Annotated in this window: 23 protein-coding genes; 10 read left to right on the forward strand and 13 right to left on the reverse strand. The window is 72.1% G+C overall.

Annotated elements, in window-relative coordinates; translation table 11 throughout:
• Positions 1–2: 2 nt before the first annotated feature.
• The 6 genes from ACZ6O5_RS13385 to ACZ6O5_RS13410 all read right to left on the reverse strand — a co-directional run bounded on the left by ACZ6O5_RS13385 (position 3) and on the right by ACZ6O5_RS13410 (position 6778).
• Positions 3–980: an ABC transporter permease gene (locus ACZ6O5_RS13385; protein WP_465976988.1), complete on the reverse strand. Its 978-nt coding sequence runs from the start codon at positions 978–980 to the stop codon at positions 3–5.
• Positions 977–2071, reverse strand: a complete 1095-nt coding sequence (locus ACZ6O5_RS13390) for an ABC transporter ATP-binding protein (RefSeq protein ID WP_465976990.1) — start codon at positions 2069–2071, stop codon at positions 977–979. Before ACZ6O5_RS13390 ends, ACZ6O5_RS13385 begins: the two co-directional genes overlap by 4 nt.
• An 88-nt stretch (positions 2072–2159) precedes the next feature.
• Positions 2160–3839, reverse strand: a complete 1680-nt coding sequence (locus ACZ6O5_RS13395; protein WP_465976992.1) for an ABC transporter substrate-binding protein — start codon at positions 3837–3839, stop codon at positions 2160–2162.
• Between the two features lie 122 nt (positions 3840–3961).
• Positions 3962–4963 (reverse strand): LacI family DNA-binding transcriptional regulator, encoded by a 1002-nt coding sequence (locus ACZ6O5_RS13400; protein WP_465976994.1) that lies wholly within the window; start codon positions 4961–4963, stop codon positions 3962–3964.
• A 223-nt stretch (positions 4964–5186) separates the two neighbouring features.
• Positions 5187–5957 carry an FkbM family methyltransferase gene (locus ACZ6O5_RS13405; protein ID WP_465976996.1) on the reverse strand — a complete coding sequence of 257 codons (771 nt, stop codon included), beginning with the start codon at positions 5955–5957 and terminating at the stop codon, positions 5187–5189.
• Positions 5958–6397: 440 nt separating this feature from the next.
• Positions 6398–6778, reverse strand: coding sequence for a YccF domain-containing protein (locus ACZ6O5_RS13410; protein WP_199199704.1), 381 nt, complete (start codon positions 6776–6778; stop codon positions 6398–6400).
• 103 nt (positions 6779–6881) lie between these two features.
• Here ACZ6O5_RS13410 and ACZ6O5_RS13415 point away from each other — a divergent pair, with 103 nt between their 5' ends.
• Positions 6882–7214: a cupin domain-containing protein gene (locus tag ACZ6O5_RS13415; protein WP_465976998.1), complete on the forward strand. Its 333-nt coding sequence runs from the start codon at positions 6882–6884 to the stop codon at positions 7212–7214.
• On the opposite strand, the gene ACZ6O5_RS13420 is transcribed toward ACZ6O5_RS13415, so the two are convergent.
• Genes ACZ6O5_RS13420 through ACZ6O5_RS13440 form a run of 5 tightly spaced genes read right to left on the reverse strand, consistent with a single transcriptional unit; the run spans position 7201 to position 14332 of the window.
• The gene (locus tag ACZ6O5_RS13420; RefSeq protein ID WP_465977000.1) at positions 7201–10026 is read right to left on the reverse strand and encodes a DUF5682 family protein; all 2826 of its coding nucleotides are present in this window, start codon (positions 10024–10026) and stop codon (positions 7201–7203) included. The two genes, ACZ6O5_RS13415 and ACZ6O5_RS13420, sit on opposite strands and share 14 nt — an antisense overlap.
• On the reverse strand, positions 10023–11135 hold the full coding sequence (locus ACZ6O5_RS13425; protein ID WP_465977001.1) for an ATP-binding protein: 1113 nt from the start codon (positions 11133–11135) through the stop codon (positions 10023–10025). Before ACZ6O5_RS13425 ends, ACZ6O5_RS13420 begins: the two co-directional genes overlap by 4 nt.
• A 13-nt stretch (positions 11136–11148) precedes the next feature.
• The gene (locus ACZ6O5_RS13430) at positions 11149–12468 is read right to left on the reverse strand and encodes a VWA domain-containing protein (RefSeq protein WP_465977003.1); all 1320 of its coding nucleotides are present in this window, start codon (positions 12466–12468) and stop codon (positions 11149–11151) included.
• Entirely contained in the window at positions 12465–13862 is a 1398-nt protein-coding gene (locus ACZ6O5_RS13435) for a hypothetical protein (RefSeq protein WP_465977005.1), read from the reverse strand. Before ACZ6O5_RS13435 ends, ACZ6O5_RS13430 begins: the two co-directional genes overlap by 4 nt.
• Entirely contained in the window at positions 13862–14332 is a 471-nt protein-coding gene (locus ACZ6O5_RS13440; RefSeq protein WP_465977236.1) for a hypothetical protein, read from the reverse strand. Before ACZ6O5_RS13440 ends, ACZ6O5_RS13435 begins: the two co-directional genes overlap by 1 nt.
• Positions 14333–14578: 246 nt before the next feature.
• Here ACZ6O5_RS13440 and ACZ6O5_RS13445 point away from each other — a divergent pair, with 246 nt between their 5' ends.
• Genes ACZ6O5_RS13445 through ACZ6O5_RS13455 form a run of 3 tightly spaced genes read left to right on the forward strand, consistent with a single transcriptional unit; the run spans position 14579 to position 16512 of the window.
• The gene (locus tag ACZ6O5_RS13445) at positions 14579–15721 is read left to right on the forward strand and encodes an acyl-CoA dehydrogenase family protein (RefSeq protein ID WP_465977007.1); all 1143 of its coding nucleotides are present in this window, start codon (positions 14579–14581) and stop codon (positions 15719–15721) included.
• A 9-nt stretch (positions 15722–15730) separates the two neighbouring features.
• Positions 15731–15946 carry a DUF433 domain-containing protein gene (locus ACZ6O5_RS13450; protein WP_107156812.1) on the forward strand — a complete coding sequence of 72 codons (216 nt, stop codon included), beginning with the start codon at positions 15731–15733 and terminating at the stop codon, positions 15944–15946.
• 59 nt (positions 15947–16005) lie between these two features.
• A complete protein-coding gene (locus tag ACZ6O5_RS13455; protein ID WP_465977009.1) occupies positions 16006–16512 on the forward strand; it encodes an Lrp/AsnC family transcriptional regulator in 507 nt (168 codons plus the stop codon).
• On the opposite strand, the gene ACZ6O5_RS13460 is transcribed toward ACZ6O5_RS13455, so the two are convergent.
• The gene (locus ACZ6O5_RS13460) at positions 16442–17053 is read right to left on the reverse strand and encodes a histidine phosphatase family protein (protein WP_465977010.1); all 612 of its coding nucleotides are present in this window, start codon (positions 17051–17053) and stop codon (positions 16442–16444) included. The genes ACZ6O5_RS13455 and ACZ6O5_RS13460 overlap by 71 nt on opposite strands.
• 158 nt (positions 17054–17211) lie before the next feature.
• On the opposite strand from ACZ6O5_RS13460, the gene ACZ6O5_RS13465 reads away from it, so the two are divergent.
• Positions 17212–17406 (forward strand): CsbD family protein, encoded by a 195-nt coding sequence (locus ACZ6O5_RS13465; RefSeq protein ID WP_396758058.1) that lies wholly within the window; start codon positions 17212–17214, stop codon positions 17404–17406.
• A gap of 64 nt (positions 17407–17470) precedes the next feature.
• Here the strand turns inward: ACZ6O5_RS13465 and ACZ6O5_RS13470 are convergent, their stop codons facing one another.
• Positions 17471–18877, reverse strand: a complete 1407-nt coding sequence (locus ACZ6O5_RS13470; RefSeq protein ID WP_374709240.1) for a KamA family radical SAM protein — start codon at positions 18875–18877, stop codon at positions 17471–17473.
• Between the two features lie 143 nt (positions 18878–19020).
• On the opposite strand from ACZ6O5_RS13470, the gene kdd reads away from it, so the two are divergent.
• From kdd to kal, 5 genes are read left to right on the forward strand one after another with little or no spacing between them, the layout of a single operon-like run.
• Positions 19021–20082 carry an L-erythro-3,5-diaminohexanoate dehydrogenase gene (kdd, locus tag ACZ6O5_RS13475; protein ID WP_465977012.1) on the forward strand — a complete coding sequence of 354 codons (1062 nt, stop codon included), beginning with the start codon at positions 19021–19023 and terminating at the stop codon, positions 20080–20082.
• A gap of 4 nt (positions 20083–20086) precedes the next feature.
• A complete protein-coding gene (locus ACZ6O5_RS13480) occupies positions 20087–21658 on the forward strand; it encodes an amidohydrolase (RefSeq protein WP_465977013.1) in 1572 nt (523 codons plus the stop codon).
• The gene (gene kamD, locus ACZ6O5_RS13485) at positions 21655–23214 is read left to right on the forward strand and encodes a lysine 5,6-aminomutase subunit alpha (RefSeq protein ID WP_465977015.1); all 1560 of its coding nucleotides are present in this window, start codon (positions 21655–21657) and stop codon (positions 23212–23214) included. Before ACZ6O5_RS13480 ends, kamD begins: the two co-directional genes overlap by 4 nt.
• The gene (kamE, locus tag ACZ6O5_RS13490) at positions 23211–23963 is read left to right on the forward strand and encodes a lysine 5,6-aminomutase subunit beta (RefSeq protein ID WP_465977017.1); all 753 of its coding nucleotides are present in this window, start codon (positions 23211–23213) and stop codon (positions 23961–23963) included. Before kamD ends, kamE begins: the two co-directional genes overlap by 4 nt.
• Complete coding sequence (gene kal / locus ACZ6O5_RS13495; RefSeq protein ID WP_465977019.1) at positions 23960–24358, forward strand: 3-aminobutyryl-CoA ammonia lyase; 399 nt, start codon at positions 23960–23962, stop codon at positions 24356–24358. Before kamE ends, kal begins: the two co-directional genes overlap by 4 nt.
• The last annotated feature ends 23 nt before the right edge of the window (positions 24359–24381 follow it).

Consider the following 24381-nt stretch of genomic DNA (forward strand, 5'->3'; position numbering starts at 1 on the left):
GCTCAGCTCTTTCGGGTCCGCGGGTCGAGGAGCAGGTACGCGACGTCGGCGAGCAGGTTCGCCACCAGCACCGAGATCGTGATGATCAGGAAGATGCCCTGCATGAGCGGGTAGTCCTTGCTGCCGACCGCCTGGAAGAGCTGGAACCCCAGGCCCGGATAGGAGAAGACGATCTCCACCAGCAGCGTGCCGCCGACGATGAAGCCCAGCGACAACGCGAAGCCGGAGACGTTGGGCAGCAGCGCGTTGCGCGCGGCGTAACTGAGCGCCACCCGGCGCTCGGAGAGCCCCTTGGCGTGCGCCACCGTGATGTAGTCCTCGCTGGCGACGGTGACCATCATGTTGCGCATGCTGAGGATCCAGCCGCTCATCGAGGAGACCAGGATGGTCGCCGCGGGCAGGATGCTGTGCTGGAGCGCGCTCGGGATGAAGTACGCGTCGAACGCCGGCACCAGCCCCGGCTCGTAGCCGCCGGAGGAGGGGAAGAAGCTGCCCGGACCGGCGAACAACGCGATCGCCACCAGACCCAGCCAGAAGTAGGGGATCGAGGAGAGGAACGTGGTGGCCGGCAGCAGCCCGTCGATCCACGAGCCGCGCCGCCAGCCGGCGCCCACGCCCAGCGCGGTGCCGATCAGGAAGCTGACCACCGTGGTGACGCCGACCAGACCGACCGTCCACGGCAGGCTGCTCCCGATCACCTCCGACACCGGCGCCGGGAAGAACGTGAACGACAGGCCCAGGTCGCCGTGCAGGAGCTGCCCCCAGTAGGCGACGTACTGCTCCCACAGGTTGCGGTCGGAGTCCAGCCCGAACAGCACCCGCAGCGAGGCGATCGCGTCGGCGCTGATCCGACCCTGGTTACGGGAGATCAACGACTGCACCGGATCGCCCGGCACGATCCGCGGGATGAAGAAGTTGAGCGTGATCGCCGCCCAGGCGGTGAACAGGTAGAAGGCCACCCGTTGCAGCAGGAACCTCATCGGGCTGCCTCCTCGGGCACGGTTGCCTCCGCCGCCGCGACGGTTGCCCCGTCGAACAGCCAGCACGCCGCCCAGTGCCCGGGCCGGTCGTCGATCGGGATCGGCGGCGGCAGGTCGGCGGCGCACCGCGGCATGGCGTGCGGGCAGCGCGGATGGAACCGGCAGCCGGCCGGCGGGCGGATCAGGCTCGGCGGCTCGCCGTGGTCCGGCCCGGCCGCCGCGACACCGCCGGCGCCCGCGCCGGTGATCCGCTCCGGGTCCGGCGCCGAATCGATCAACAACCGGGTGTACGGGTGCGCCGGCCGCTGGGTGACCGTCTCGCTGTCGCCGCCCTCGACCATCCGCCCGGCGTACATGACGATCGTCTCGTCGGCGAAGTAGCGGGCCGAGGCGATGTCGTGGGTGATGTAGAGGATGGCGAGGTTCAGCCGGTCCTTGAGGTCCTGGAGCAGGTTGAGCACGCCGAGGCGGATCGAGACGTCCAGCATGGAGACCGGTTCGTCGGCGAGCAGCACCTCCGGGTCCGCGCCGAGCGCCCGGGCGATGGCGACGCGTTGGCGCTGGCCGCCGGACAACTCGTGCGGGAACGCGTCGAGGTAGCGCTCGGGCGGGGTGAGGCTGACCCGGGTGAGCAGGTCGGCCAGCGCCTTCTCCAGCCCGTCCGCGCCGTCGCCGGCGTTGCCGTGGATGCGCAGCGACCGGGTGAGGTGGTAGCGCACGGTGTGCACCGGGTTCAACGAGGCGAACGGGTCCTGGAGGATCAACTGCACCCGGCGCACGTACGCCCGGAAGCGCCGGCCGCCGCGGACCCGGGTCGGGACGCCGTGCAGCCGGATGTCGCCGGCGGTGCGCGGATAGAGCTGGGCCAGCAGCCGCGCCACCGTGGACTTGCCGGAGCCGGACTCGCCGACCAGCGCGGTCACCCGGCCGCGGCGCAGCGCGATCGAGACGTCGTCGACGGCGTGCACCACCGCCGAGGTCCGGGAGAGGAGGTCGCGCAGCCGCCGGCGGACCGGGAAGTGCTTGGTCAGGCCGACGGCCTCCAGCACCACCTCGTCGGCCGGCGCCGGGGCGCTCTCGGTCGTCGTCATGCCGAATTCCTGTCTGGGGTTGCCGGGGTGAGGGGCGGGCACCGTCTCCCCGGCCGGCGGGCGCGCCGGCCGGGGAGACGACGCCGGGTCAGCCGGCGGTCGGCTTGAGGTGCAGCACCACGTCCACCGCGTTGGGCTGGGTGGGCTGGAGCGCGCCGTACGGGTTCGAGTCGTCCGGCCAGCCGGTCCAGTTCTTCACGCTGTACGCGCCGCCGATGTTGTCCGCGCCGACCGGGATCATCGGCACCTGCTCGACGAAGATCTTCTGGAGCGTGGCGAGCGCGGTGGTGCGGGCGGCGTCGTCGGTGGCGTTGGCGTACGCGATCAGCGCGTCGGTCGCCGCCTTGTCGTCGAAGCGGCCGAAGTTGCCGGCCGGCGAGGCGGTCCCGATCGGCTTGAGCACCCGGCCGTCCATGATCGTCCGGTAGATGTCGTACGGCGTCGCGCCGCTCTCGGTCCACCGGAACGTGGCGTCGAAGTTGCCCTGCTCCACGTTGCGGAACCAGGCGTCCTGGTTGGCCTTGTCGATGGTCGCCGCGATGCCGATCTTGGACAGGTTGTCCTTCACGATCTCCAGGCTGGTCTGGTAGTCGGACCAGCCGGCCGGGTCGGTCAACTTGATCGTCACCGGCTTGCCGCCCTTGTCCTTGAGCGTGGTGCCGTCGAGCTTGTAGCCCGCGCCGGTGAGCAGCGCCTTGGCGCCCTCGACGTCGACCTTGTGCTCCTGGCCCTTGTACTCCGCCGCGATGAACGGGTCCCCGGCCGGGCTGGGCAGCCCGGTCACGCTCTTCACCTCGGGGTGGAAGTACGCGGCCTCGGCGGTGGTGAAGATGTCCGCCCGGTCGACGACCATGTTCATCGCCTTACGCAGCGTCGGGTCGTCGAACGGCTTCTTCGTGGTGTTCAGGTAGAGGCCGTGGATGCCCAGCACCGGCGGTGCCCACACCTTGTGGTTCTTCTGGTCCTTGGCCACGAACACGGTCTGGTAGTTGGGGATGAAGACGAAGCTCCACTCCGACTCGCCGTTGGCCAGCGCGGTGGTCTGCGCGCTGTTGTCCGTGTACGAGGTGAAGCGCAGCTCCTTCACCTTCGGCGCGTCCTGCCAGTAGCCCTTGTCCCGCACGGTCAGCGTGGTGGTGGCCGGCGTGAACGACTTGAGCGTGTACGGGCCGCTGCCGACCGGCTGCTTCACCGGGTCGGTGGTCGGGTCGGCGATCTTCTCCCAGAGGTGCTTGGGCACGATCGGCACCCGCCACAGCACCTTCTGCTGGTTGACGAACTGCGGGCTGGACATCGAGATGGTGACCTCGTTGCCGGTCGCGACCGCGTCCGTGTACGGCACGCCCTGGTCGTTGAGCGCCGGGAACTTCTTGACCAGGTTGTAGGTGAACGCCACGTCCTCGGCGGTGACCTTCTGCCCGTCCGACCAGGTGGCGTTGTCACGGATGGTGACCTTGACCGACTTGTAGTCCGCCGACCACTCGGCCTTGCTGGCCAGCCACGGCTTGAACGGGTCCGCCGGCTTGACCGGGTTCCACATCATCAGCGGCTCGTAGATCTGCCAGCGGTAGCCCAGCGACGCCGCGGCCGAGGTGGTCAGGAACGGATTGTTGTTCTCCGCCTGCGGGCCGTTGGGCATGCCGACGTTCAGCACGGTCGCGGCCTGGCCGCTCTTCTTGTTCGCGTTCGGGCTGTCGCCGCACGCGGCGACCGTGGTGGTGACCATCGCGCCGGCCAGCGCGACGGCGAGGAGGTGCCTTCTTCTCATGGAGGTCTCCCTCGGTGGTCCCGCATGTCCTCGGGCGGGATGTGGTGGATGGAGGGTGTGCGGTGGTGCCACCGGCGGGCGGGGCCCGCCGGTGTGGTCGCCGGGTTCGGCGGGGTGACTGCTCAGGTGACGCGGGTGGAGGCGCGGGCGGCGAAGCCGGTGGGGATGACGGTCGGGGTGTCCGGCAGCGGCGTGCCGGTGAGGTGGGCGATGAGGAGCCGGGCGGCGGCCGCGCCCATCTCCCGCAGCGGCTGGTGCACCGAGCTGAGCGGCGGGTGGGTGTGCCCGGCCAGCGGCAGGTCGTCGAAGCCGACCACCGCCACGTCCTGTGGGACGCGGCGGCCGGCGTCGCGCAGCGCCTGGAGCGCGCCGGCGGCGGAGAGGTCGTTGTGCGCGAAGACCGCGTCGAACGGCACGCCGTCGGCGAGCAGCCGGCGCACCGCCGCGCGCCCGCACTCGAACGTGAAGTCGCCCTCCACCACCCGCGCCGGCTCGATGGGTACGCCGGCGTCCGCGTAGCCGCCGGCGAAGCCGGCGAGCCGTTCGCGGGTGCAGCCGAACCGGCGCAGGCCGGTGATGACGAGCGGTCGTCGGCGTCCGAGCGCCAGCAGGTGCGCGGCGGCGGCCCGCGCGCCGGCCTCGTTGGTGGTCCGCACCGACGGGAAGCCGGGCTGGTGACCGCGGTCGTCGATCAGGATCACCGGCAGGCCGCGGCGGTGCAGCCCGGTGATGTAGTCCAGGGTGCCCTCGGGTTCGACCACGAGCAGGCCGTCGAAGGACTTCGCGGAGACCTGGGAGGCGAAGCGGCGCATCGACTCGTCGCCGTGGGTGCAGGTGAACAGCAGCATGCCGTAGCCGGCGGCCTCGACCGCGTCGGCCGCGCCCTGGAGCACCTCGCCCATCCACGGCCAGGTCAGCGCCGGCACCAGCATGCCGACCACCCGGGTACGCCCCCGGGCCAGGCCGACCGCGCGGGCGCTGGGCACATAGCCGAGGTCGCTGATCACGGCGCGGACCCGGTCGGCGGTGCGGATGTGCACCTCGCCCTTGCCGTTGAGCACGCGCGAGACGGTCGTCTTGCTCACCCCGGCCCGGGTGGCGACGTCGGCGATGGTGATCGGCACGTGACGCTCCCGGGTCGCAGGGGTGAGGGGGATGTTTCGGAACCGGTTGCGGTAGCGGTTCCGTGGCAGTCAACCGAAGTGGCGCCGGTCACGTCAATAACGGGCAGATAACGAAACACGGCTAAGTTCGAGCCCTGAAAAAAGCGGCGGGGCAGCGGATGGGTGGATCAAGCCGGTGAGCAGCGTCGATGCCATGTCGAAGCGGTTGGCCGAGTGGACGCCGTCAGCTCCGCGCGTACACGTCGCCGGCGTTCGCCTCGTGCGGCACCGCGCACAGGTACGCCGCCACCTCGGCCGCCGACCGCCAGCCGGGCAGCGCGAATCCCATCTCGTCACCGAGCGCCACGGCGAACCCGGTGAAGCCCAGCGCGGTGAGTCGGTCCAGGCAGCGCCCGGCCAGGTCCCGCGCGATGGTGGTGAACTCGAACGACAGGGCCGGCACCGGCCGGTTCAGTCCGGCCAGCACCGCGTCCTCGAAACCCTCCACGTCGATCTTGATGAACGCCGGCACGCCGTGCTCGGCGAGGAGGGCGTCCAGGGTGGTGCCGGCCACCTCGATCTCGGCGTCCCAGGTCTCACCCGCCCAGCCGGCGGCCTGCCCGGCGGCCCGGACGAAGCCGGGGGAGGCGGTGGAGACGGTCGGATTGGCGGAGTTCACGTGCAGCCGCACCGGTCCGGTGGTGCGCCCGCAGGCCGCCTCCACCACGGTGACCGCCTCGTCGCCCGCGTGCAGGGCGCGCAGCACCCGTGCGCAGAGCGGTTGTGGCTCCACGGCCACCACCCGGGCGTCGAGTCGACGGAAGCTGGCCAGTCGGTCACCCACGTGCGCGCCGATGTCGAGGACCAGGTCGCCGGCGCGCACCAGCGGCGCGTAGAACGCGTCCAGCGCGGCCTCGCGGGCCCGGTCGCCGTGGTAGAAGTCCAGCGAACGACGCAGCCCGGCGAGCGCCGGATCCGCCTTGAGCGCCTCGATCACCCCGTCCCGACCCCCCACCTCACCGACCGTAGTCACCCGCGGTGGAACGCGAGCCACATTCGGTCGTTTCGCCGAGCACACTATCCTCCTAGGATGCCGTAGGGGGTGTGACCCGTCGGCGGCGCGCAGCGGAGGCACGTGATGGCGTCGGAATCACGGCCCCGCGGCGGCAGACAGCCGTCCGTGGCGCCTTTCGAGCTGAGAGCGGCAACGACTCGCCCGACGCGCAGCAGGCCACCGAGGTTCCCGGCCACGGCGACGCGGTCCAGGCCGTCGGCGGCCTCCAGCGTGTCGCCCGCCGCGCCCGGGCGGCGGGGCGTGGCGGTTCGTCCCGCGACGGTGCTGCTCCTGGCTGTCGGACACCGCAGCCGTGGCGGCCCTGAGTCGTTTCCGCCATCAGCTCGAAAGGGACCGACCAGGGACGGGTGCTGCCCGGCGGGCGGGCGAGAACGGCCTGGTCAGGGCGTCTCGACGACCTCCTGGCCGAGCGGCCACAGCGCGGCCGGGACCAGCTTGAAGTTGGCCACCCCGAACGGGATACCGATGATCGTCACGCAGAGCGCGACCCCGGCGAGGATGTGCGACAGGGCGAGCCACCAGCCGGCCAGCAGCACCCAGAGCACGTTCGCCAGCCCGGACGGGACGCCGGCGCCCGGCTTCGGCACGAGCGTGCGCCCGAACGGCCACAGCGCGTACGAGGCCAGGCGCAGCGAGGCCACGCCGAACGGGATGGTGACGACCAGGACGAAGCAGATCAGGGCGGCCACGCCGTAGCCCAGGGCCAGGACGATGCCGCCGCCGAAGACGAGCCACAACAGGTTCAGCAGGAAGCGGATCACCACTCCATGGTGCCTGCCGCCGGCAACCGGCCCGAACCGCGGCGGGGATCGGGTTACCGTCGGGTTGCGGCCCGGTCGGCCGCGCGGAGAGGAGCACGCCGTCATGAAGCCGTCGACCGAGGGCGTCACCCGCACCGAGTTGCAGCGCGCCCACGCCGAGGTGCCCGGCCGCCTGATCGTGCAGACCCTGTTCCAGATTCCGGTCGGCAGCCAGTCGGGACGGCACAGCCACCCCGGCGAGGAGGTCGGCTATCTGATCCAGGGCGACATCGTGATGGAGTTCGACGACCGGCCTGCGCTCGCCGTGGCGGGCGGGGAGCCGTTCCTGATCCCGCCGGGCGTCGTGCACAACGCGCGCAACGTCGGCGACGTCGAGACCCGGATGCTCTCGTCGTACTTCGTGGACGACAGTCGGCCCCTGGTCACCCCGTACTGACCTCGGGCCGGTCCGGCGTCAGCAGGGCCACCACGGCGACGGCGGTGTCCGGATGCGCGGCGAGCAGCGGCGAGCCGCCGCCGGTCGGCTGGTCGGGCCCGGTGGGGGAGCGCCACGGCGCGTCGCAGCCGAGCAACGCGGCCACCGCGTCCAGCGCGTCCGGGTGGCCGACCAGCATGCCGTTCACCGGGCCCGGCTGGGCCGGCGGCGGTGCCGCCGTGGGCGCGGCGGGCGCGGCGGCCCACGGCGGTGTCCAGGCGTCCAGCTCGGGCAGCGTGGCGGGGAAGGTGCGCTCCGCCTCCTTGACCAGCAGCGGCACCAGCTCCGGGCCGTGCTCCCGCAGCGTGGTGATCAGGGTGGGCAGCCACGGCAACAGCACCGCGTCCGGCAGCCCGGCGAACGCTGCCGACATGGTCTCCACCACGAAGGGCGCCAGCCCCGGCACCGGGTCGAGCGCGTGCACGAACCCGGACAGGTACTGCGGGAACGCCGGCACCACCAGCGGGTTGCCCAGCAGCTCGGCGCAGTGCTCCCGGAGTTGGGCCAGCGGCAGCAGGCCGAGCTGGTGGCGGGCGGCCCAGAGCAGCGCCAGCTTCGCCGGCGCCTCGGGGTGGGCCTGGGCGACGGCCAGTTCGAGCTGGGACCGGTCGCAGCCCAGCGACAGCGCGAGGCTCTCCATGTGGAACAGGAAACCGAGCATGGCGCCGACCTGGCGGACGCCGGTGGCCTCGTCGACGAACGCGGTGGGCAGCAGCGTGCAGTAGTGGGCGTACCCGGTGGTGACGAACGCCTGACACCAGGCCGGCAGCGTCGGCGCGGTGGTGCGGTGGTGGGCGAGCAGCCGCCGGATGCGGCGCAGCACCTCCGGCGCGTCGTCGACGGTGCGTTCGGCCGCGAGCAGCTCCACCGCCCGCGCGCCGAGTTCGTCGACCAGCCGGGGACTGTCGAGCAGGCGGATGGCGTCCTCTACGGCGGCGAGCGCGCGGGCGGCGGTGGCGTCCGGGCCGCGGACCGCGCGCCGCAGCCGTTGCTCCAGCACCTGCTCGACGGTGACGCCCTCGTAGCCCAGCTCGATGAGGGCGCGTTGGTTGCGGCCGAGGGCGAGGTCCCAGCTCTCCTGGGTGGAGCGGTGGCCGAGGCGGCGCTCGCCCATGATCGGGCGGACCGCGTCGGCGGGCAGCAGGTGGCGCAGCATCCAGAGCAGGTCGGAGCAGGGTTCCAGCGCCGGGTCGGCGCGCAGGTCGAGCAGCGCCCGCTGCACGGTACGCCGCTCCAGGTCGAGCCCGAGCGGGCGGAGCCGGTCGAGCACGTCGCGGGCCAGCGGCGGCAGCGAGTCGTATCCGACCTGGCCGACGCGGTCGCCGCCGAGCAGGATCTCGCAGAGCCGGCGGACGTCGCGTCGGCCCGGCACCACGTCCTTCTCGATGCAGGTGACCGCCGCGTCGGCGAAGTCGTAGGGGGTCGGCTTGGCCCGGTTACGCAGGTTGGCCAGCAGGATCGAGGTCTCGAACACGGCGATCGCGTCGGCGGTGCTGGCGAGGTAGCCGTTGCGGCGGGCGAGTCGGACGATGTCGACGCACCAGCCGCGTAGTTCCGCCTCGTCCAGCGCGTCGAGCGCCGGCGGCGCGGCGAGGAAGCCGCTGAGCCGGTCGGCGGTCTCGTCGGGCGAGGTGGCCGTCGGGGTCGCCCGGGTGCGGCGGCCCTTCTTGCCGGTCTGCTGTCCGGCCAGCCGGTACGGCGTGAGCCGGGTGCGACCGACCGCGGCGGCCCAGTTCGCCGCCGCGATGGAGACGGTGCCGGGGGCGAGGCCGAACTGCGCCTCGATGGCGGAGTGGCTGGACGGGATGAGGCCGTAGCGCCAGCGGGTGCCGGTGCGGGGGCTGATCGGGAAGTCCGGGGCGGTGGAGTCGAGGCCGAACTGTTCGACGTGGCTGGCGGCGTGGAACGCGCCGCAGACGTAGAGGCAGTCGGCCGGGTCGGCGCCGGAGGCGGCGAGGTGCTGGCGCATCCGCGTCCACATGTGGCGTTCCCGGTCCTCGTCGCGGTCGTCGCGGGCGGACCGGGTGGGGCGCAGCCGCCGGAACAGGCTGCCGATCAGCACCATGACCTGCCGGTAGGTGTCGTGGTCGGCGTCGGCGAGGGGGCGTTCGACGTACTGGTCCCACCACTCCGACCAGTGCCGGACCTTGCCGTGGTGCAGCAGGTGGGCTTCCAGTTCGGCGAAGCGGGGGCGCAGGTCGCCGATCTCCACGCCGACCGCGTCGCCGTGCAGCGCGGCGTCCTCGTCGGTGGCCGGCGTCGGGTCGGGGTCGGCCGGCTGGTCGTCGCGCGGGGTCCACTGGAAGACGTGGTCGGTGGAGCGGTCCACCAGCACCAGCTCGACGCCGGGCGTGTCCAGCGCGTACGCGATGGCCTGGTATTCCGCGGAGGCCTCGGTGATCGGGGCGATGACGCTCAGCGGGCTCCACTCGGCGGGGAAGCCGTCGAGTTCGGTGGCGAACGCCTGCACGGCCACCGGGAGGCGGCAGTTGCGCAGCTCGTCGAGGAGGGGGCGCAGGTCCTCGCAGAGTTCGAGGTAGATCACCTTGGGTGGGTGGGCGCGCAGCCGTCGCGCCATGGCCAGCGCGGAGGCGGGGGAGTGGTGGCAGACCGGGAAGATCTCCAGCCGTTCGCAGAGGGCCCGGTCGACGTCGTCGACCATGCCGGCGAGGATCCCGGCGAGCGCGTCGGGGGACTCGGCGAACGCGGCGGCGGCGTCGGTGAGCTGCTCGCGCAGCGCGCCGAAGAGGCCGGTCTGGGCGGGTGCGGTCATGACAGCGACGCGATCGCCTGGCGGCCGCCGTCGAGGAAGCCGTCCCACTCGCCGCCGTCGGCCTTGGCCCGGGGCTCGACGACGCCGTGCAGGTACTTGTTGAGGATGGCCAGGTCCTCCGGGCTGCGTCGGGCCAGCGAGCCGACCAGCGACCCGGCGAGCGTGCCGGCGCGCAGGGTGCGGTCGCCGAAGAACTGGCTGTGCAGGACGGCGTCCTCCAGCACGCCGATCTGCTCGGCGGTGGACAGCGCCGACTCGAGCTTCTCGTCGTCGCTGGTGGCGGCGGACGCGGCGGCGCGCAGGTCGGCGAAGCTCTGCAGCAGGATGTCGAGCAGGGTGGGCGGGACCTCCAGCTCGATGCGGTGCCGGCGCAGCAGCTCCTCGGTGCGGAAGCGGACGATCTCGGCTTCGCTGCGCTTGTTGGTGACCACCGGGATGCGGACGAAGTTGAACCGGCGCTTGAGCGCGGAGGAGAGGTCGTTGACGCCCCGGTCGCGGCTGTTCGCGGTGGCGATGATCGAGAAGCCGGGCTGGGCGAAGACGATGTTGTCCTGGTCCAGCTCGGGGATGGAGACGTACTTCTCGGACAGGATCGAGATGAGGGCGTCCTGCACGTCGCTGGTGGAGCGGGTGAGTTCCTCGAATCGGCCGATGACGCCCTGCTCCATCGCGGTCATGATCGGCGAGGGGATCATCGACTCGCGGGACTGGCCGCGGGCGATGACCATGGAGACGTTCCAGGAGTACTTGATGTGGTCCTCGGTGGTGCCGGCGGTGCCCTGCACGACGAGCGTGGAGTTGCCGCAGATCGCGGCCGAGAGCAGCTCGGCGAGCCAGCTCTTGCCGGTGCCGGGGTCGCCGATGAGCAGCAGGCCCCGGTCGGAGGCGAGCGTGACGATGCTGCGTTCGACGAAGCTGCGGTCGCCGAACCACTTCTGCGGGATCGCCCGGTCGAGGCCGTCGGCGCGTTCGGAGCCGAGCACGAACAGCCGGACCATGCGGGGGCTCAGGCGCCAGGAGAACGGCTTCGGCCCGGTGTCGACCGACTCGAGGTAGGCCAGCTCGTCGGCGTAGGTGACCTCGGCGGGGGCGCGGAGCATGTCGGACATCAGGGGTGCTCTCCTAGGTGAGGAAGTTCTTCAGCTCGACGACGAGCTTGCGGATGTGGCCGGAGATGACGGGGGTGCCCAGGTCCTTGAGGCGTTGCCGGAACCAGGGGTTGACGCTCTGGCTGCCGGAGCTGTTGACGGAGCCGACCGGGATGAACTTCACCCCGGAGCGGTGCACGGCCTCGATGCCGTCGAACAGCGGCTGGGAGCGGCCGAACTCGTAGAAGTCGGAGATCCAGACCAGGACCGTGTTGCGGGGCTCGACGATCTTGGGGCGGGCCATTGCCATGGCGACCGGGCCGTCGTTGCCGCCGCCGAGGTTGGTGCGCAGCAGCACCTCGAACGGGTCGTGCACCCACGGGGTGAGGTCCAGCGCCCGGGTGTCGTACGCGATGAGGTGCACGTCGACCTTGGGCAGCCCGGCGAAGATGGAGGCGAGGATGGTGCAGTTGACCATCGAGTCGACCATCGAGCCGGACTGGTCGACGACCACGATGAGCCGGGACGGTGTGGTGCGCCGCGCGGTCTGCCGGTAGTAGAGCCGGTCGACGTAGAGGCGTTCGTCGTCGGGGCTCCAGTTGGTGAGGTTCTGCCAGATCGTGCGGTCGAGGTCGAGGTTGCGGAAGACCCGCTTGGGCGGCACCGAGCGGTCGACCGTGCCGACGGTGGTCTGCGCGACCTGGGTGCGCAGCACCTCGGCGACCTGGTCGACGTAGCGGCGGATCAGTGACTTGGCGTTGGCCAGCGCCACCCCGGACAGGTTCGACTTGTCGCGCAGGAGCTGTTCGATCAGGGACATGCTCGGGGTGAGCCGGGCGGCCAGCGCCGGGTCGGCGAGCACCTCCCGCAGGCGCATCCGGCGGACCAGGTCGCCCTCCAGGCCGGCGAGTGTGGCGCCGAGACCGGTCCCGTCGCGGCGCAGCTCCCCGGGGGCGACGCCGCAGGCCTGCTCGAACCAGCCGGCGTCGGCCTGCCAGCGGGCCAGTTGCCCGGCGCTGACCTCGCCGGCGCCGGTGGCGAACACGTTGAGCAGCAGCTTCGAGGCCAGCGCGGCCCGGCGTACCTCGGTCTCGGTGGGCTCGAACGGGCCGGCCGGTGCGTCGGGGTCGGGGGTGAGCAGGTCGCGCAGCTCGTCGGCGAGCGCCGGGAAGCGCTGGACGACGGTGTCGACGGAGACGGCCGGGTCCAGCAGCGCGGTGGGCAGGTCGAGGTCGTCGACGACGGCGACGCTGGCGGATTCCAGCGCGGGCTGCTCGTCGGGGTGGAACAGGCGGGCGAGCAGTCGCCAGTAGAGCACCTGGCGGCGGTTGGCGTGGTCGCGGTCGGCGGTCATCGGCGCAGCAACCTTCCGGCGCGTTCGCGCAGCACGGCCACCGCGTCGCCGGCCCGCGCCTCGGCCTTGGCCACCTTCGGGTCGGTGACGCCGCACGCCCAGTCGCCGTTGTGCGCCTCGACGGTCTGCCGTTTGACGGTGGCCCGCACGGCGAGTGGTTGCAGCAGCCAGCGGCCGTCGTCCCAGCGGAGCAGGCCGAGGCACGCGGTGGCGGCGTTGAGAAGCGCCGGGGTGAGCGGCCCGGCGGCGGGCAGCCGGTCGACGGCCAGCGGGAGCGTCCGGCCGTCGAGCGCGACCACCGGGTCACCGTCGTCGTCGCGGACGACGCGGCCCTCGACCAGGACCGGTTCGGCGAGCGCGGCGGGGTGGCGTTGCAGCGGCGGGGTGGCCGGCGCGGTCGCGTCGGCGAGCAGCACCCGGGCGGTGGCGAACGGGTCGGCGGGGTCGCCGAGCACGGCGCGCTCCTCGACCCAGTGCAGGTCGCCGCCGTGCGCGGGCAGGTCGGTGACGGTCACGGCCCGCCGCTCGGCGAGGGCCTTGAGCAGGATCGGGTACGCCTCCAGCAGCCGCCAGCCGGCCGGGCCGACGATGGTGGCTACCTTGGCCGCGACGACGGTGACCCGGACCAGCCGGCCCGGACCGCCGCCGGCCGGTTCGAGCAGGGCGTGCAGCTGCGCCTGGAACGCGGTGTCGTGCTCGTGCACGTCGACGCCGAGCGGCAGCAGCCGGCCGGACACCGTCTCCGCCGGGGCGGCCTCGGTGGCGGCGCCGGCGGCGAGCAGCACGGCCCGGGTCCACAGGTCGGCCCACCGGCGGGTGGGCGCCGGCGTCGCGGCGGTCACCGGCAGGCCGGCGCGCAGCTCGGCGGCGAGACCGTCGAGCAGCACCGCGAGGCGGCGCTGGGAGGGCTCGGCGAGCGTGGCCTCCACCGGCCCGGCGGCGCCGGAGAGCAGCTCGTGGTCGGTGCCGCGCCAGCCGGCGAGCGTCAGCTCGTGCAGCCAGGCGCGCGCCCCGGCCAGGGCGGGGGTGGCGCCCGGCGCGGCCGACGGCGCGGCGGGCCACGGGGCGCGGGAGCGGTGCAGCGCGGTGTCGAGCCGGTCCAGCAGCGCGTCGTGGACGGCGCCGAGCAGCGCGGCGCGGGCGCCGGCGAGGACGGCCAGGTGGTCCTCGGTGAGCGCGCCGGTGGTCGCGGCGCGCACCGCCGCGGCGGCGCGCTCGGCCAGCGGGGTGCCGTCGACCGCGGCGGCCAGCGCCGCCCAGGCGGCGGCGTCCGGCTCGCCCGGCCGGGCCAGCCCGCGGGTCAGCGAGTCGTCGACGCCGTCGACCACGGCGAGCGCCTCGGCCAGCCCGGCGGGTGCGCCGTCGTCGAGGCGGGTGAGCTGCGCGGCGAGCATCAGCGCACCGCCGCGGTGGCCGGGAACCAGTGCAGCTCGGGCACCGGCGTGGTGCTCGGCGGGACCTCCAGGTAGGCCAGGTGGCGCAGGAAGCGGCTGAACACCACCGCCGCCGGCCCGGGCTCGTGCCGCGCGTCGGTGCGGGCCAGCAGCGCGACGCCGCTGTCGACGCCGTCGCCGGTGTCGATGCGCAGGTAGCGGGCCACCTGTTCGACGCCGTACTGGAGCACGGCCTCGTCGGCCAGCGCGTGCAGGTGCTTGCAGAGCAGGCTGCCGCGCAGGCCGCCGCAGGGGCGGTTGTTGTTGGTGCTGCAGTTGACCGCGTGGCTGCCGGCGGTCACCGAGGAGACGTAGACCCGCTCCACGTCGGACCCGCTGGACACCACCCCCTGCAATCGGCCGTCGGCCAGCTCCACGAAGGGCACCTTGGCCAACTTGCGGGCCCGCGCCGGGGGCGCGACCCGCAGCACGCTCCGTCGTCGCCGTGCGGCGTCCGTCGGCTCCGTCATCGTTTCGACCTTCCCGCCGGTGGGCGTCGCCGGGCAAGCCGGGACGCCGTCGCCGGCCCGTGCTCCGTGCCGCTGTGACGACAAGGATCATGGACCACGGGTACGACAGGGACGCGGACTCCCACCGCCGCCCAAACGACCGTTAAGCTGGCAGGGTCCGGACCCGGACGCCGCACCGGCTCACCCACCCCTGGAGCTCATCGCGCTATGAACGTCGACCGGATCCTGCCCACCGACGAGGCACACGACCTGCTGGAGCTCGCCACCGAGCTCGCCGACCGGGAGTTGGCGCCGAAGGCCGCCGGCTTCGAGGAGCGGGCCGAGTTCCCCCGGGACGTGCTGCGCACACTGGGCCGGGCCGGCCTGCTCGGCCTGCCGTACGCCGAGGAGCACGGCGGCGCCGCCCAGCCGTACGAGGTCTACCTCCAGGTGCTGGAGATCCTCGCCAGCCGGTGGCTGGCCGTGGCCGAGGCGGTCAGCGTGCACACGCTGTCCTGCTACCCCCTCGCGCAGTTCGGCACCGACGAGCAGCGCAAGCTGCTGCCCGACATGATCGGCGGGGAGCTGCTCGGGGCGTACTGCCTCTCCGAGCCGCAGGGCGGGTCGGACGCGGCGTCGCTGACCACCCGGGCGGTCCGCGACGGCGACGACTACGTGGTGACCGGCACCAAGGCGTGGATCACCCATGCCCGGGTCGCCGACTTCTACAACATCTTCTGCCGCACCGGCGGGCCCGGCCCGAAGGGCATCTCCTGCCTGCTTGCCGACCGGGCCACGCCCGGCATCGCACCGCAGGCCGCCGAGCGCACCATGGGCCTGCACGCCTCCCCGATCGCGCAGATCGCGTTCGACGACGCCCGGGTGCCGGCCGAGCGGCTGATCGGCGGCGAGGGCGCCGGCTTCACCATCGCCATGTCGGCGCTGGACTCCGGCCGCCTCGGCATCGCCGCCTGCGCGGTCGGCCTGGCGCAGGCCGCGCTGGACTACGCGGTCGACTACGCGCGCCAGCGGCAGCAGTTCGGCCGCGCCATCGTCGACTTCCAGGGCCTCGGCTTCATGCTCGCCGACCACGCCACCGGCATCTCCGCCGCCCGCGCGCTGCTGTTGGCCGCCGCGCGGCTGCGCGACGCGGGCCGGCCGTACTCGATCGAGGCGGCGAAGGCGAAGCTGTTCGCCACCGACCTGGCGATGCGGGTGACCACCGACGCGGTGCAGGTGCTCGGCGGCGCCGGCTACGTCGCCGACCATCCGGTCGAGCGGTACATGCGCGAGGCGAAGGTGTTGCAGATCGTCGAGGGCACCAACCAGATCCAGCGGCTGGTCATCTCCCGCGCCCTGGCGAAGGGCTAACCTGTCGCGGTGACCTTCCCCCGGATCACCGCCGACCCCGACGTGATGGGCGGGGCGCCCTGCGTGCGGCAGTCCCGCGTCCCGGTGGCCACGCTGCTGGCCATGCTGGCCGACGGCATGTCCGTCACGGACATCCTCACCGATCTGCCGTTCCTCGACGAGGAGGACATGGTGGAGGTGTTGAACTACGCCGCCGACGCGGTCCGCGACCGCACGGCCCGCTGAGCGTCACCGCGGCGAGGCGGGTACGGCGTGGGAGCGCTATCTCCGGTAGGTTGCAGCGCGTGGAGGAGATCGACCGCGCGATCGTGGCGGCGCTGACCGGGGACGGTCGCCTGTCGTACACGGATCTGGCCGAGCGGGTGGGCCTGTCGGTGTCCGCCGTGCACCAGCGGGTCCGCCGGCTGGAGCAGCGCGGCGTGATCAAGGGGTACGCCGCCCACGTGTCGTTCGAGGCGCTGGAGCTGCCGTTGACCGCCTTCGTGGCGATCCGGCCGTTCGACCCGTCGCAGCCCGACGACGCGCCGGAGCGGCTGGCCCACCTGCCCGAGATCGATTCCTGCTACTCGGTCGCGGGGGAGGATTTCTATCTCCTGCTGGTGCGGGTGGCCGGCCCGGCCGATCTGGAACGGCTGTTGCAGGAGATCCGCATCGCCGCGAACGTCACCACCCGCACCACCGTGGTGCTGTCCACGCCCTACGAGAACCGGCCGCCGAAGATCAGTGGCGAGCTGCCTGGTCGGGGCCGGTCCCGGTCGTCGTCGGAGCCGGCAGGTTCCACCGCTGGATGACCCGCCGGCCGTGCTCGTGACCGAGCACGCTGAGCGTGGCGGTGTCCAGCCGCAGCAGCCCGCCGGCCGACGGCGGCAGCCCGATCCAGCGTGCCCCGAGCACCCGCAGGCTGTGGCCGTGCCCGACAAGCGCGACGCTGCCGTGTTCCAGCAGCGGGACCACCCGGTCGAGGACCCGGTCCAGGCGGGCGCCGACGGCGTTCGGTGACTCCCCGCCGGGGCCGCCGTCGGTCCAGATGCTCCAGCCCGGTCGTTCCTCCTGGATGTCCGCGGTGGTGCGGCCCTCGTACTCGCCGTAGTTCCACTCGGCCAGCTCGGGGTCGGTGGCGTCGACGGTGAGCCCGGCCAGCAGCGCGGTGCGGGTGGCCCGCTGCCGAGGGCTGGACAGCACCCGCACGAAGCGTCGGCCGGCGAGCAGGGGAGCGAGCGCGCGGGCCTGCCGCTCGCCGTCGGCGGTCAGCTCCAGATCGGTGTACGAGGTGTGCCGATGGCTGGCGCTCCAGGTGGTCTCGCCGTGCCGTACCAGCAGGATCTCGTTCATCGCCTCAGTCAACCACGCGGGTACCGGACCCGCCTGACACCTGCCTTCACCCTATTGTCCTAGGATGCCCTAGCGGTGGTGCGCCACCGCACGTGTTTGCACTCCGACACACCGGGGACGCGACAAGAGGAACGCGCAGCCCAGACGAGGAGGGCGACATGAGCTTCACCGACAAGGCGAAGAACAAGGCCCAGGAAATGAGCGGCATGGCCAAGGAGCGCATCGGTGACGTGACCGACAACGAGCGGTTGCGGGCCGAGGGCGCCAGCGAGCAGAGCACGGCGCGCGCCAGGCAGGCCGGGGAGAACGTGAAGCAGGCCGGTCGCGACGTCAAGGACGCGTTCGAGAAGTGACGACGGACGAAGGCGGGCCACCGGAGTACCGGTGGCCCGCCTTCGGGGTGTGCGTCGGCGCGGGTCAGTCGTCGCGGTGGGCGTGCCACCAGGACTGGCCGGCCTCGGGCAGCGTGTCGATCGGGTCGTAGTAGGCGTAGCGCTTGTTGAGCGCCTCCAGGTCGGCGGACTCGATCGAGGTGCGGTAGTTCTTCGTCCAGTAGGAGATGCCGCGCTCACGGTCGTAGTCGGTGAGCATGTGCACCCAGCGCTTGCCGACGAACGGCACGTCGCAGACGATGCGCGGGGTGGCGTAGCCGGGCAGGTAGCCCATGATGTCGTGCTGGAGTTGCTGGGCGTGCCAGACCGGGACCCGCCAGTGCTCGGCGTTGGGGATCATGTCGCACATGTAGAAGTAGTACGGCAGGATGCCGGTCTCGCCCTGGAGCGCGAAGCAGAGGTCGAGCAGGTCGGCGCTGGTGGCGTTGACGCCGCGCATCAGCACGCCCTGGTTGCGGACGTCGCGGACGCCGACGTCGAGGGCGGTCTGGGCGGCCCTGGCGACCAGTGGGGTCAGCGACTGGGCGTGGTTGACGTGGGTGTGGATGGCGAGGTTGACGCCGCGCCGGGCGGCGGTGCGGGCGACGCGTTCGAGGCCCTCCACGACGTCGGGCTGGAGCCAGTGCTGGGGCAGACCCATCAGGGCCTTGGTGGCGAGCCGGATGTCGCGGATGGTTTCGATCTCCAGCAGGCGCATGAGGTAGGACTCAAGGTTGCGCCAGGGCACGTTGGCGACGTCGCCGCCGGAGACCACCACGTCGCGTACGCCGGGGTGGGCCTTGAGGTAGGCGATGTGGGCGTCGTAGCGGTCGACGGGCTTGAGCGTCAGCTTGAGCTTGTCGACGGCGGGGGTGGAGTTGCCGACGAGGTCCATGCGGGTGCAGTGGCCGCAGTACTGCGGGCAGGTGGAGAGCAGCTCGGCGAGGACCTTGGTGGGGTAGCGGTGGGTGAGACCCTCGGCGACCCACATGTCGTGTTCGTGGAGGCTGTCGCGGCTGGCGTAGGGGTGTGACGGCCAGTCGGTGCGCCGGTCGGAGGCGACCGGGATCATGTAGCGGCGGATCGGGTCCGCGAGCAGCGCCTCGGTGGTCATGGGCGCGAACGGCACCATCGTGTTGATCATTTGTGGCGGCACCAGCATGGACATGGTGGCCAGGGCCTTCTGGTCCGCTTCGAGGTCGGCGTAGAAGGTCTCGTCGACGGTGTCGCCGAGGACGGCGCGGAGCTGCTTGATGTTCTTGACGCAGTTGACGCGCTGCCACTGGGCGTTCTCCCACTGTTCGCGGGTGACGTGGCGCCAGCCGGGGAAGCGGGTCCAGTCGGGTTCGACCAGGGGGGCGCGCCGGTATTCGTAGGGCTGTCCGGCGGCGGGGACGGCGACCGGCGTGGAGCGGGGCGTCGGGATGGTCTCCACCGGTTGGGTCTGGGTCACGGCCCCTCCTCGTCTGCGGTGCGGTTTGATCAACCTTGCGAAGGCTACTGGAAAATCTGCGGTGAAGAAATTAGTCTGCCGTAAGTTTTCCCGCGACGCGAACCCCACCCCGGGGTTCGGGCGGCTGGACGTAGGGGGTCGGCGTGACGTCACCGGTGGGTCTGCACCGAGTCGTGGAACCGGCGGGGGTGCTGCCGCAGGCGGCCTGGCGGCTGGACGCCGACCCGCGGATCGCGGCGAACGAGGTGCGGATCCGGGTGGAGCGGCTGAACCTGGACGCGGCGAGTTTCCGACAGTTGGCGGAGAAGCACGGCGGGGACGGCGAGAAGGTCCGCGCCGAGGTGCTGGAGATCATCTCGACCCGGGGGAAGATGCAGAACCCGGTGACCGGGTCCGGCGGGATGCTGATCGGCACGGTGGAGGAGGCGGGCCGCCGGTCCCCGCTGGGGCTGCGCGCGGGCGACCGGGTGGCCACGCTGGTGTCGTTGACGCTGACGCCGCTGACGATCTCCGACGGGCTGGCCCGGTGGGACGGGCGCAGCGAGCAGGTGCCGTGCGACGGGTACGCGATCCTGTTCGCCCGGTCGATCGCCGCGGTGCTGCCGGCGGATCTGCATCCGGAGTTGTCCCTGGCCGTGCTGGACGTGTGCGGGGCGCCGGCGTTGACGGCGCGGGTGGTGGCCGAGCAGGTGGCGCGGCGGGCGCGGGAGGGTGACGCGCGTCCGGTGTCGGTGGCGGTGATCGGTGGGGCCGGTAAGAGCGGGTCGTTGTCCCTGGCGGCGGCGCGGCGCGCGGGCGCGGGTCGTACGGTCGGGGTGGTGCCGGTGGTGGCGGAGCGGGACGCGCTGGCGGCGGCCGGGGTGGCCGACGCGGTGGCGTTGGCGGACGCGCGGGATCCGGTGGGGTTGTCGTCGGCGGTGACCACGGCGTTGGGGGTGCCGGCGGACGTGACGGTGGTGTGCGTGGACGTGCCGGGTTGTGAGCACGGCGCGGTGTTGGCCACGGCGGACGGCGGGACGGTGATCTTCTTCTCGATGGCGACGAGTTTCGCGGCGGCGGCGTTGGGCGCGGAGGGTCTGGCGGCGGACGTGACGATGCTGGTGGGGAACGGGTTCGTGCCGGGGCACGCGGAGCTGGCGTTGGAGTTGTTGCGGTCCGAGCCGGGGGTGCGTGGTCTGTTCGAGGCGCGGCTGGCGGCAGACTGAGGTCATGACGAATCCCTCGACGCTGTACCGCGGTGGAGTGTTGCATTGTCCGGCCGAGCCGAGCGCGACGGCGTTGTTGGTGCGGGACGGGCGGATCGCCTGGTTGGGTGCGGACGCGGAGGCGCCGTCGGCGGACCGGGTGGTGGAGTTGGACGGCGCGTTGGTGACGCCGGCGTTCGTGGACGCGCACGTGCACGCGACGGATACCGGTCTGGCGTTGTCGGGGCTGGATCTGTCGGGGGTGCGGTCGGCCGGGGAGTTGCTGGGCGCGGTGTCGGCGTTCGCGGCGGGGTTGCCGGGTGACGCGGTGGTGTTGGGGCACGGGTGGGACGAGTCGACGTGGGTGACGCCGGTGGTGCCGGACGCGGCGGCGGTGGATCGGGCGGCGGGTGGGCGGCGGGTGTATCTGTCGCAGGCGTCGATTCATTCGGCGTTGGTGTCGGCGGCGTTGCTGGCGGCGTGTCCGGAGGTGTCGTCGGTGGCGGGGTACGACCCGTCGGGTTGGTTGCGGCGGGACGCGCATCATGTGGTGCGGGCGGCGGCGTTCGGGTCGGTGACGCGGGCGCAGCGGGTGGCGGCGCAGCGGCGGGCGTTGGGGCATGCGGCGTCGTTGGGGATCGCGGCGGTGCACGAGTGTGGTGGTCCGGGCATTTCGGATGAGGAGGATTTCACCGGGTTGTTGGGCATCTCGGGGGCCGGGGTGCCGGAGGTGTACGGGTACTGGGGTGAGTTGTCGGGTGCGGCGAAGGCCCGGGAGTTGGGTGCGGTGGGTGCGGGTGGGGATCTGTTCGCGGACGGGGCGTTGGGGTCGCGGACGGCGCACGTGTCGGCGGCGTATCTGGACGGGGAGCCGGGGGCGTGTGGGCACGGGTACGTGTCGGCGGAGCAGGTTCGTGATCATTTGTTTGACTGTGCGGCGCACGGGATGCAGGGCGGGTTCCACGCGATCGGGGACGCGGCGATCGGCACGGTGTTGGCGGGGTTCGCGGCGGCGGCGGAGCGGGTGGGCACGGAGCGGTTGCGGGCGGCGCGGCACCGGGTGGAGCACGCGGAGATCATGAGCAAGCGGTTGATCGCCGGGTTCGTGGAGTTCGGGATCGTGGCGTCGATGCAGCCGGCGTTCGACAGGTTGTGGGGCGGCGCGGGTCGGATGTACGAGTCGCGGTTGGGTTTGTCCCGGTCGTTGGAGTCGAATCCGATGGGTGCGATGCACGGGGTGGGGGTGGCGTTGGCGTTCGGGTCGGATTCGCCGGTGACGCCGTTGGATCCGTGGGGGTCGGTGCGGGCGGCGGCGGCGCATCACAATCCGTCGCAGCGGATGAGTGTGCGGGCGGCGTTCGCGGCGCACACCCGGGGTGGGTGGCGGGCGGTGCATCTGGACAGCGAGGGGGTGCTGGCGTTGGGGGCGCCGGCGACGTTCGCGGTGTGGGATGCGCCGGCCGGGGTGGAGCGGGGTTTGCCGGTGCTGTTGGCGGCGGATCCGGAGTTGCGGGGGCCGGATGATCCGACGCCGCTGCCGGTGTGTCGGGCGACGGTGTTGCGCGGTGACGTGATCTATCAGGAAGGGTCTTCGTGACAGGGAAGCTTGGGCTGGATCCGGTGCTGGTGTCGCGGGCGCGGGAGTTGGCGCGTCGGGCGGGGCAGCCGGTGGTGGATCTGGCGCGTAGCCACACCACGGTGTCGGTGGAGCGGGCGGTGCTGCGGCTGGCCGGGGTGTCGGGCGCGGACCCGGACGGTATTCCGTGGGTGAACCGGCTGGTGGACGCCGTGGTGGCGGATGTGGGTCTGGGTCACGGGGTGGCGGTGCCGGTGTTCGACGCGTTGGCGCGGGAGGGCGTCTCGGATGTGACGTTGCTGGCGCAGAAGGCGGCGGCGGGGTCGGTGCGGTTCGGGGTGCCGTCTGGCAAGGCGGCGACGGCGGCGCGGCGGGCGGCCCGGAAGGCGGTCGCGGCGGGGATCCGGCAGATCGACAGGCGGCGCGCGGAGCGGGATCGGCTGGTGAGGCGGCACGGGGATCCGAAGCAGCGGCCGTGGATCTATCTGATCGTGGCGACGGGGGACATCTACGAGGACATTCCGCAGGCGCAGGCGGCGGCGCGGGCGGGCGCGGACGTGATCGCGGTGATCCGGTCGACGGGGCAGTCGTTGTTGGACTACGTGCCGGAGGGGGCGACCCGGGAGGGTTTCGCGGGCACGTACGCGACGCAGGAGAACTTCCGGTTGATGCGGGCGGCGTTGGACGAGACGTCGCGGGAGTTGGGCCGGTACGTGCGGTTGACGAACTACGCGTCGGGGCTGTGCATGCCGGAGATGGCGACGCTGGCCGGCTTGGAGCGGCTGGACATGATGCTCAACGACTCGATGTACGGGATTCTGTTCCGGGACATCAACCCGATTCGGACGTTCGTGGATCAGCGGTTCTCGCGGCAGGTGCACGCGCGGGCGGGGATCATCATCAACACCGGTGAGGACAACTACCTGACCACGGCGGACGCGGTGGACGAGGCGCACACGGTGACGGTGTCGCAGTTGCTCAACGAGTTCTTCGCGCACGAGGCGGGGTTGTCGGACGGGTTGTTGGGGCTGGGGCACGCGTTCGAGATCAATCCGGATGTGCCGGAGTCGTTCCGGTTGGAGTTGGCGCACGCGTTGTTGGCGCGGGAGTTGTTCCCGGACGCGCCGTTGAAGTGGATGCCGCCGACGAAGCACATGACCGGGGACGTGTTCCGGGGGAACCTGTTGGACGGGTTCTTCAACCTGGTGGGGACCATGACGGGGCAGGGCATTCTGCTGGTGGGGATGATGACGGAGGCGGTGGTGACGCCGTGGTTGTCGGACCGGGACGTGGCGTTGCAGAACGTGCGGTACGTGTTGGGCGCGGCGGGTGGGTTGCACGAGGATTTCGTGCCGGCGCCGGGCGGGTTCATCCAGCAGCGGGCGCATCGGGTGCTGGGTGAGGCGGTGGAGTTGTTGGAGCGGATCGGGGAGCAGTCGTTGTTGACGGCGATCGCCGAGGGCACGTTCGGGATCATGAAGCGGCCGGCGGACCGGGGTAAGGGTCTGGACGGGGTGGCGCGGCACGAGGGTGACTACTACAACCCGGCGACGGAGATCCTGGAGCAGCCCGCATGACGGGGAAGTCGGTGGTGCGGCCGTACGGGGACACCACGGGTGACGGCATGGTGCAGGTGTCGTTCACGTTGCCGGTGCCGCACGACAAGCGGGCCGAGGGCGCCGCGGTGCAGTTGGCGAACAGAATGGGCATGGATCCGGCGATGCTGGTGCACGCCAAGCCGATCGGGGACGGGTTCACGTTCTTCGTGGTGTACGGGCGGGTGAACCACCTGGTGGACCTGGACAGGGTGCAGGTGGTGGAGCGGGACTTTCCGCTGCTGTCGGCCAAGGAGGTCAACGCGGTGGTGAAGCAGCGGATGCGTCGCAAGTTGTCGGTGGTCGGGGCGTGTATCGGCACGGACGCGCACACCGTGGGCATCGACGCGATCCTGAACGTGAAGGGCATCGCCGGGGAGAAGGGTCTGGAGTACTACCGGGAGTTGCGGGTCAGCAACCTGGGTGCGCAGGTGAGTGTGCCGGAGCTGGTCGAGGCGGCCCGGAAGGAGAGGGCCGACGCGGTGCTGGTGTCGCAGGTGGTGACGCAGCGTGACGCGCATCTGCACAACACGCGGGAGATGTCGGCGGCGTTCCGGGAGGCGATGCCGGCCGGGAAGCGGCCCCTGTTGATCGTGGGTGGGCCGCGTTTCGACGAGACCATGACCGACGAGTTGGGCGTGGACCGGATCTTCGGTCGCGGGACGACTCCGGGTGAGGTGGCCAGTTACCTCGTGCACGCGTTGATCACTTCCAGGAAGGCGAGCAGTTGAGCGAGCAGGATCCCCGGGTGGGGTTGACCGTCACGCACCGCCGGTATGTGCCGTACTCGCACGCCCACTACGCCGGGAACCTGGTGGACGGGGCGTACGCGTTGGGGTTGTTCGGGGATGTGGCGACCGAGGTGTGCATCCGTACCGACGGTGACGAGGGGTTGTTCGCGTCCTACTCCGATGTGCAGTTCCGGGCGCCGATGAGGGCCGGTGACGTGTTGGAGGTGGTCGCGACCGTCATCCGGGTCGGGACCCGCAGCCGCACCATCGACTTCGCCGCGCGGGTGGTGTGCCGGGGCCGCCCCGACCGGGGTGAGTCGGCCGCCGAGGTGCTCGCCGAGCCGGTCGTGGCGGTCACCGCCACCGGCACGGTGGTTGTCCCCCCAGCGGCGTGAGCATGGTTGTGCGGTGCCCGGGG

This window comes from Micromonospora sp. NPDC049201 (genome assembly GCF_055586805.1).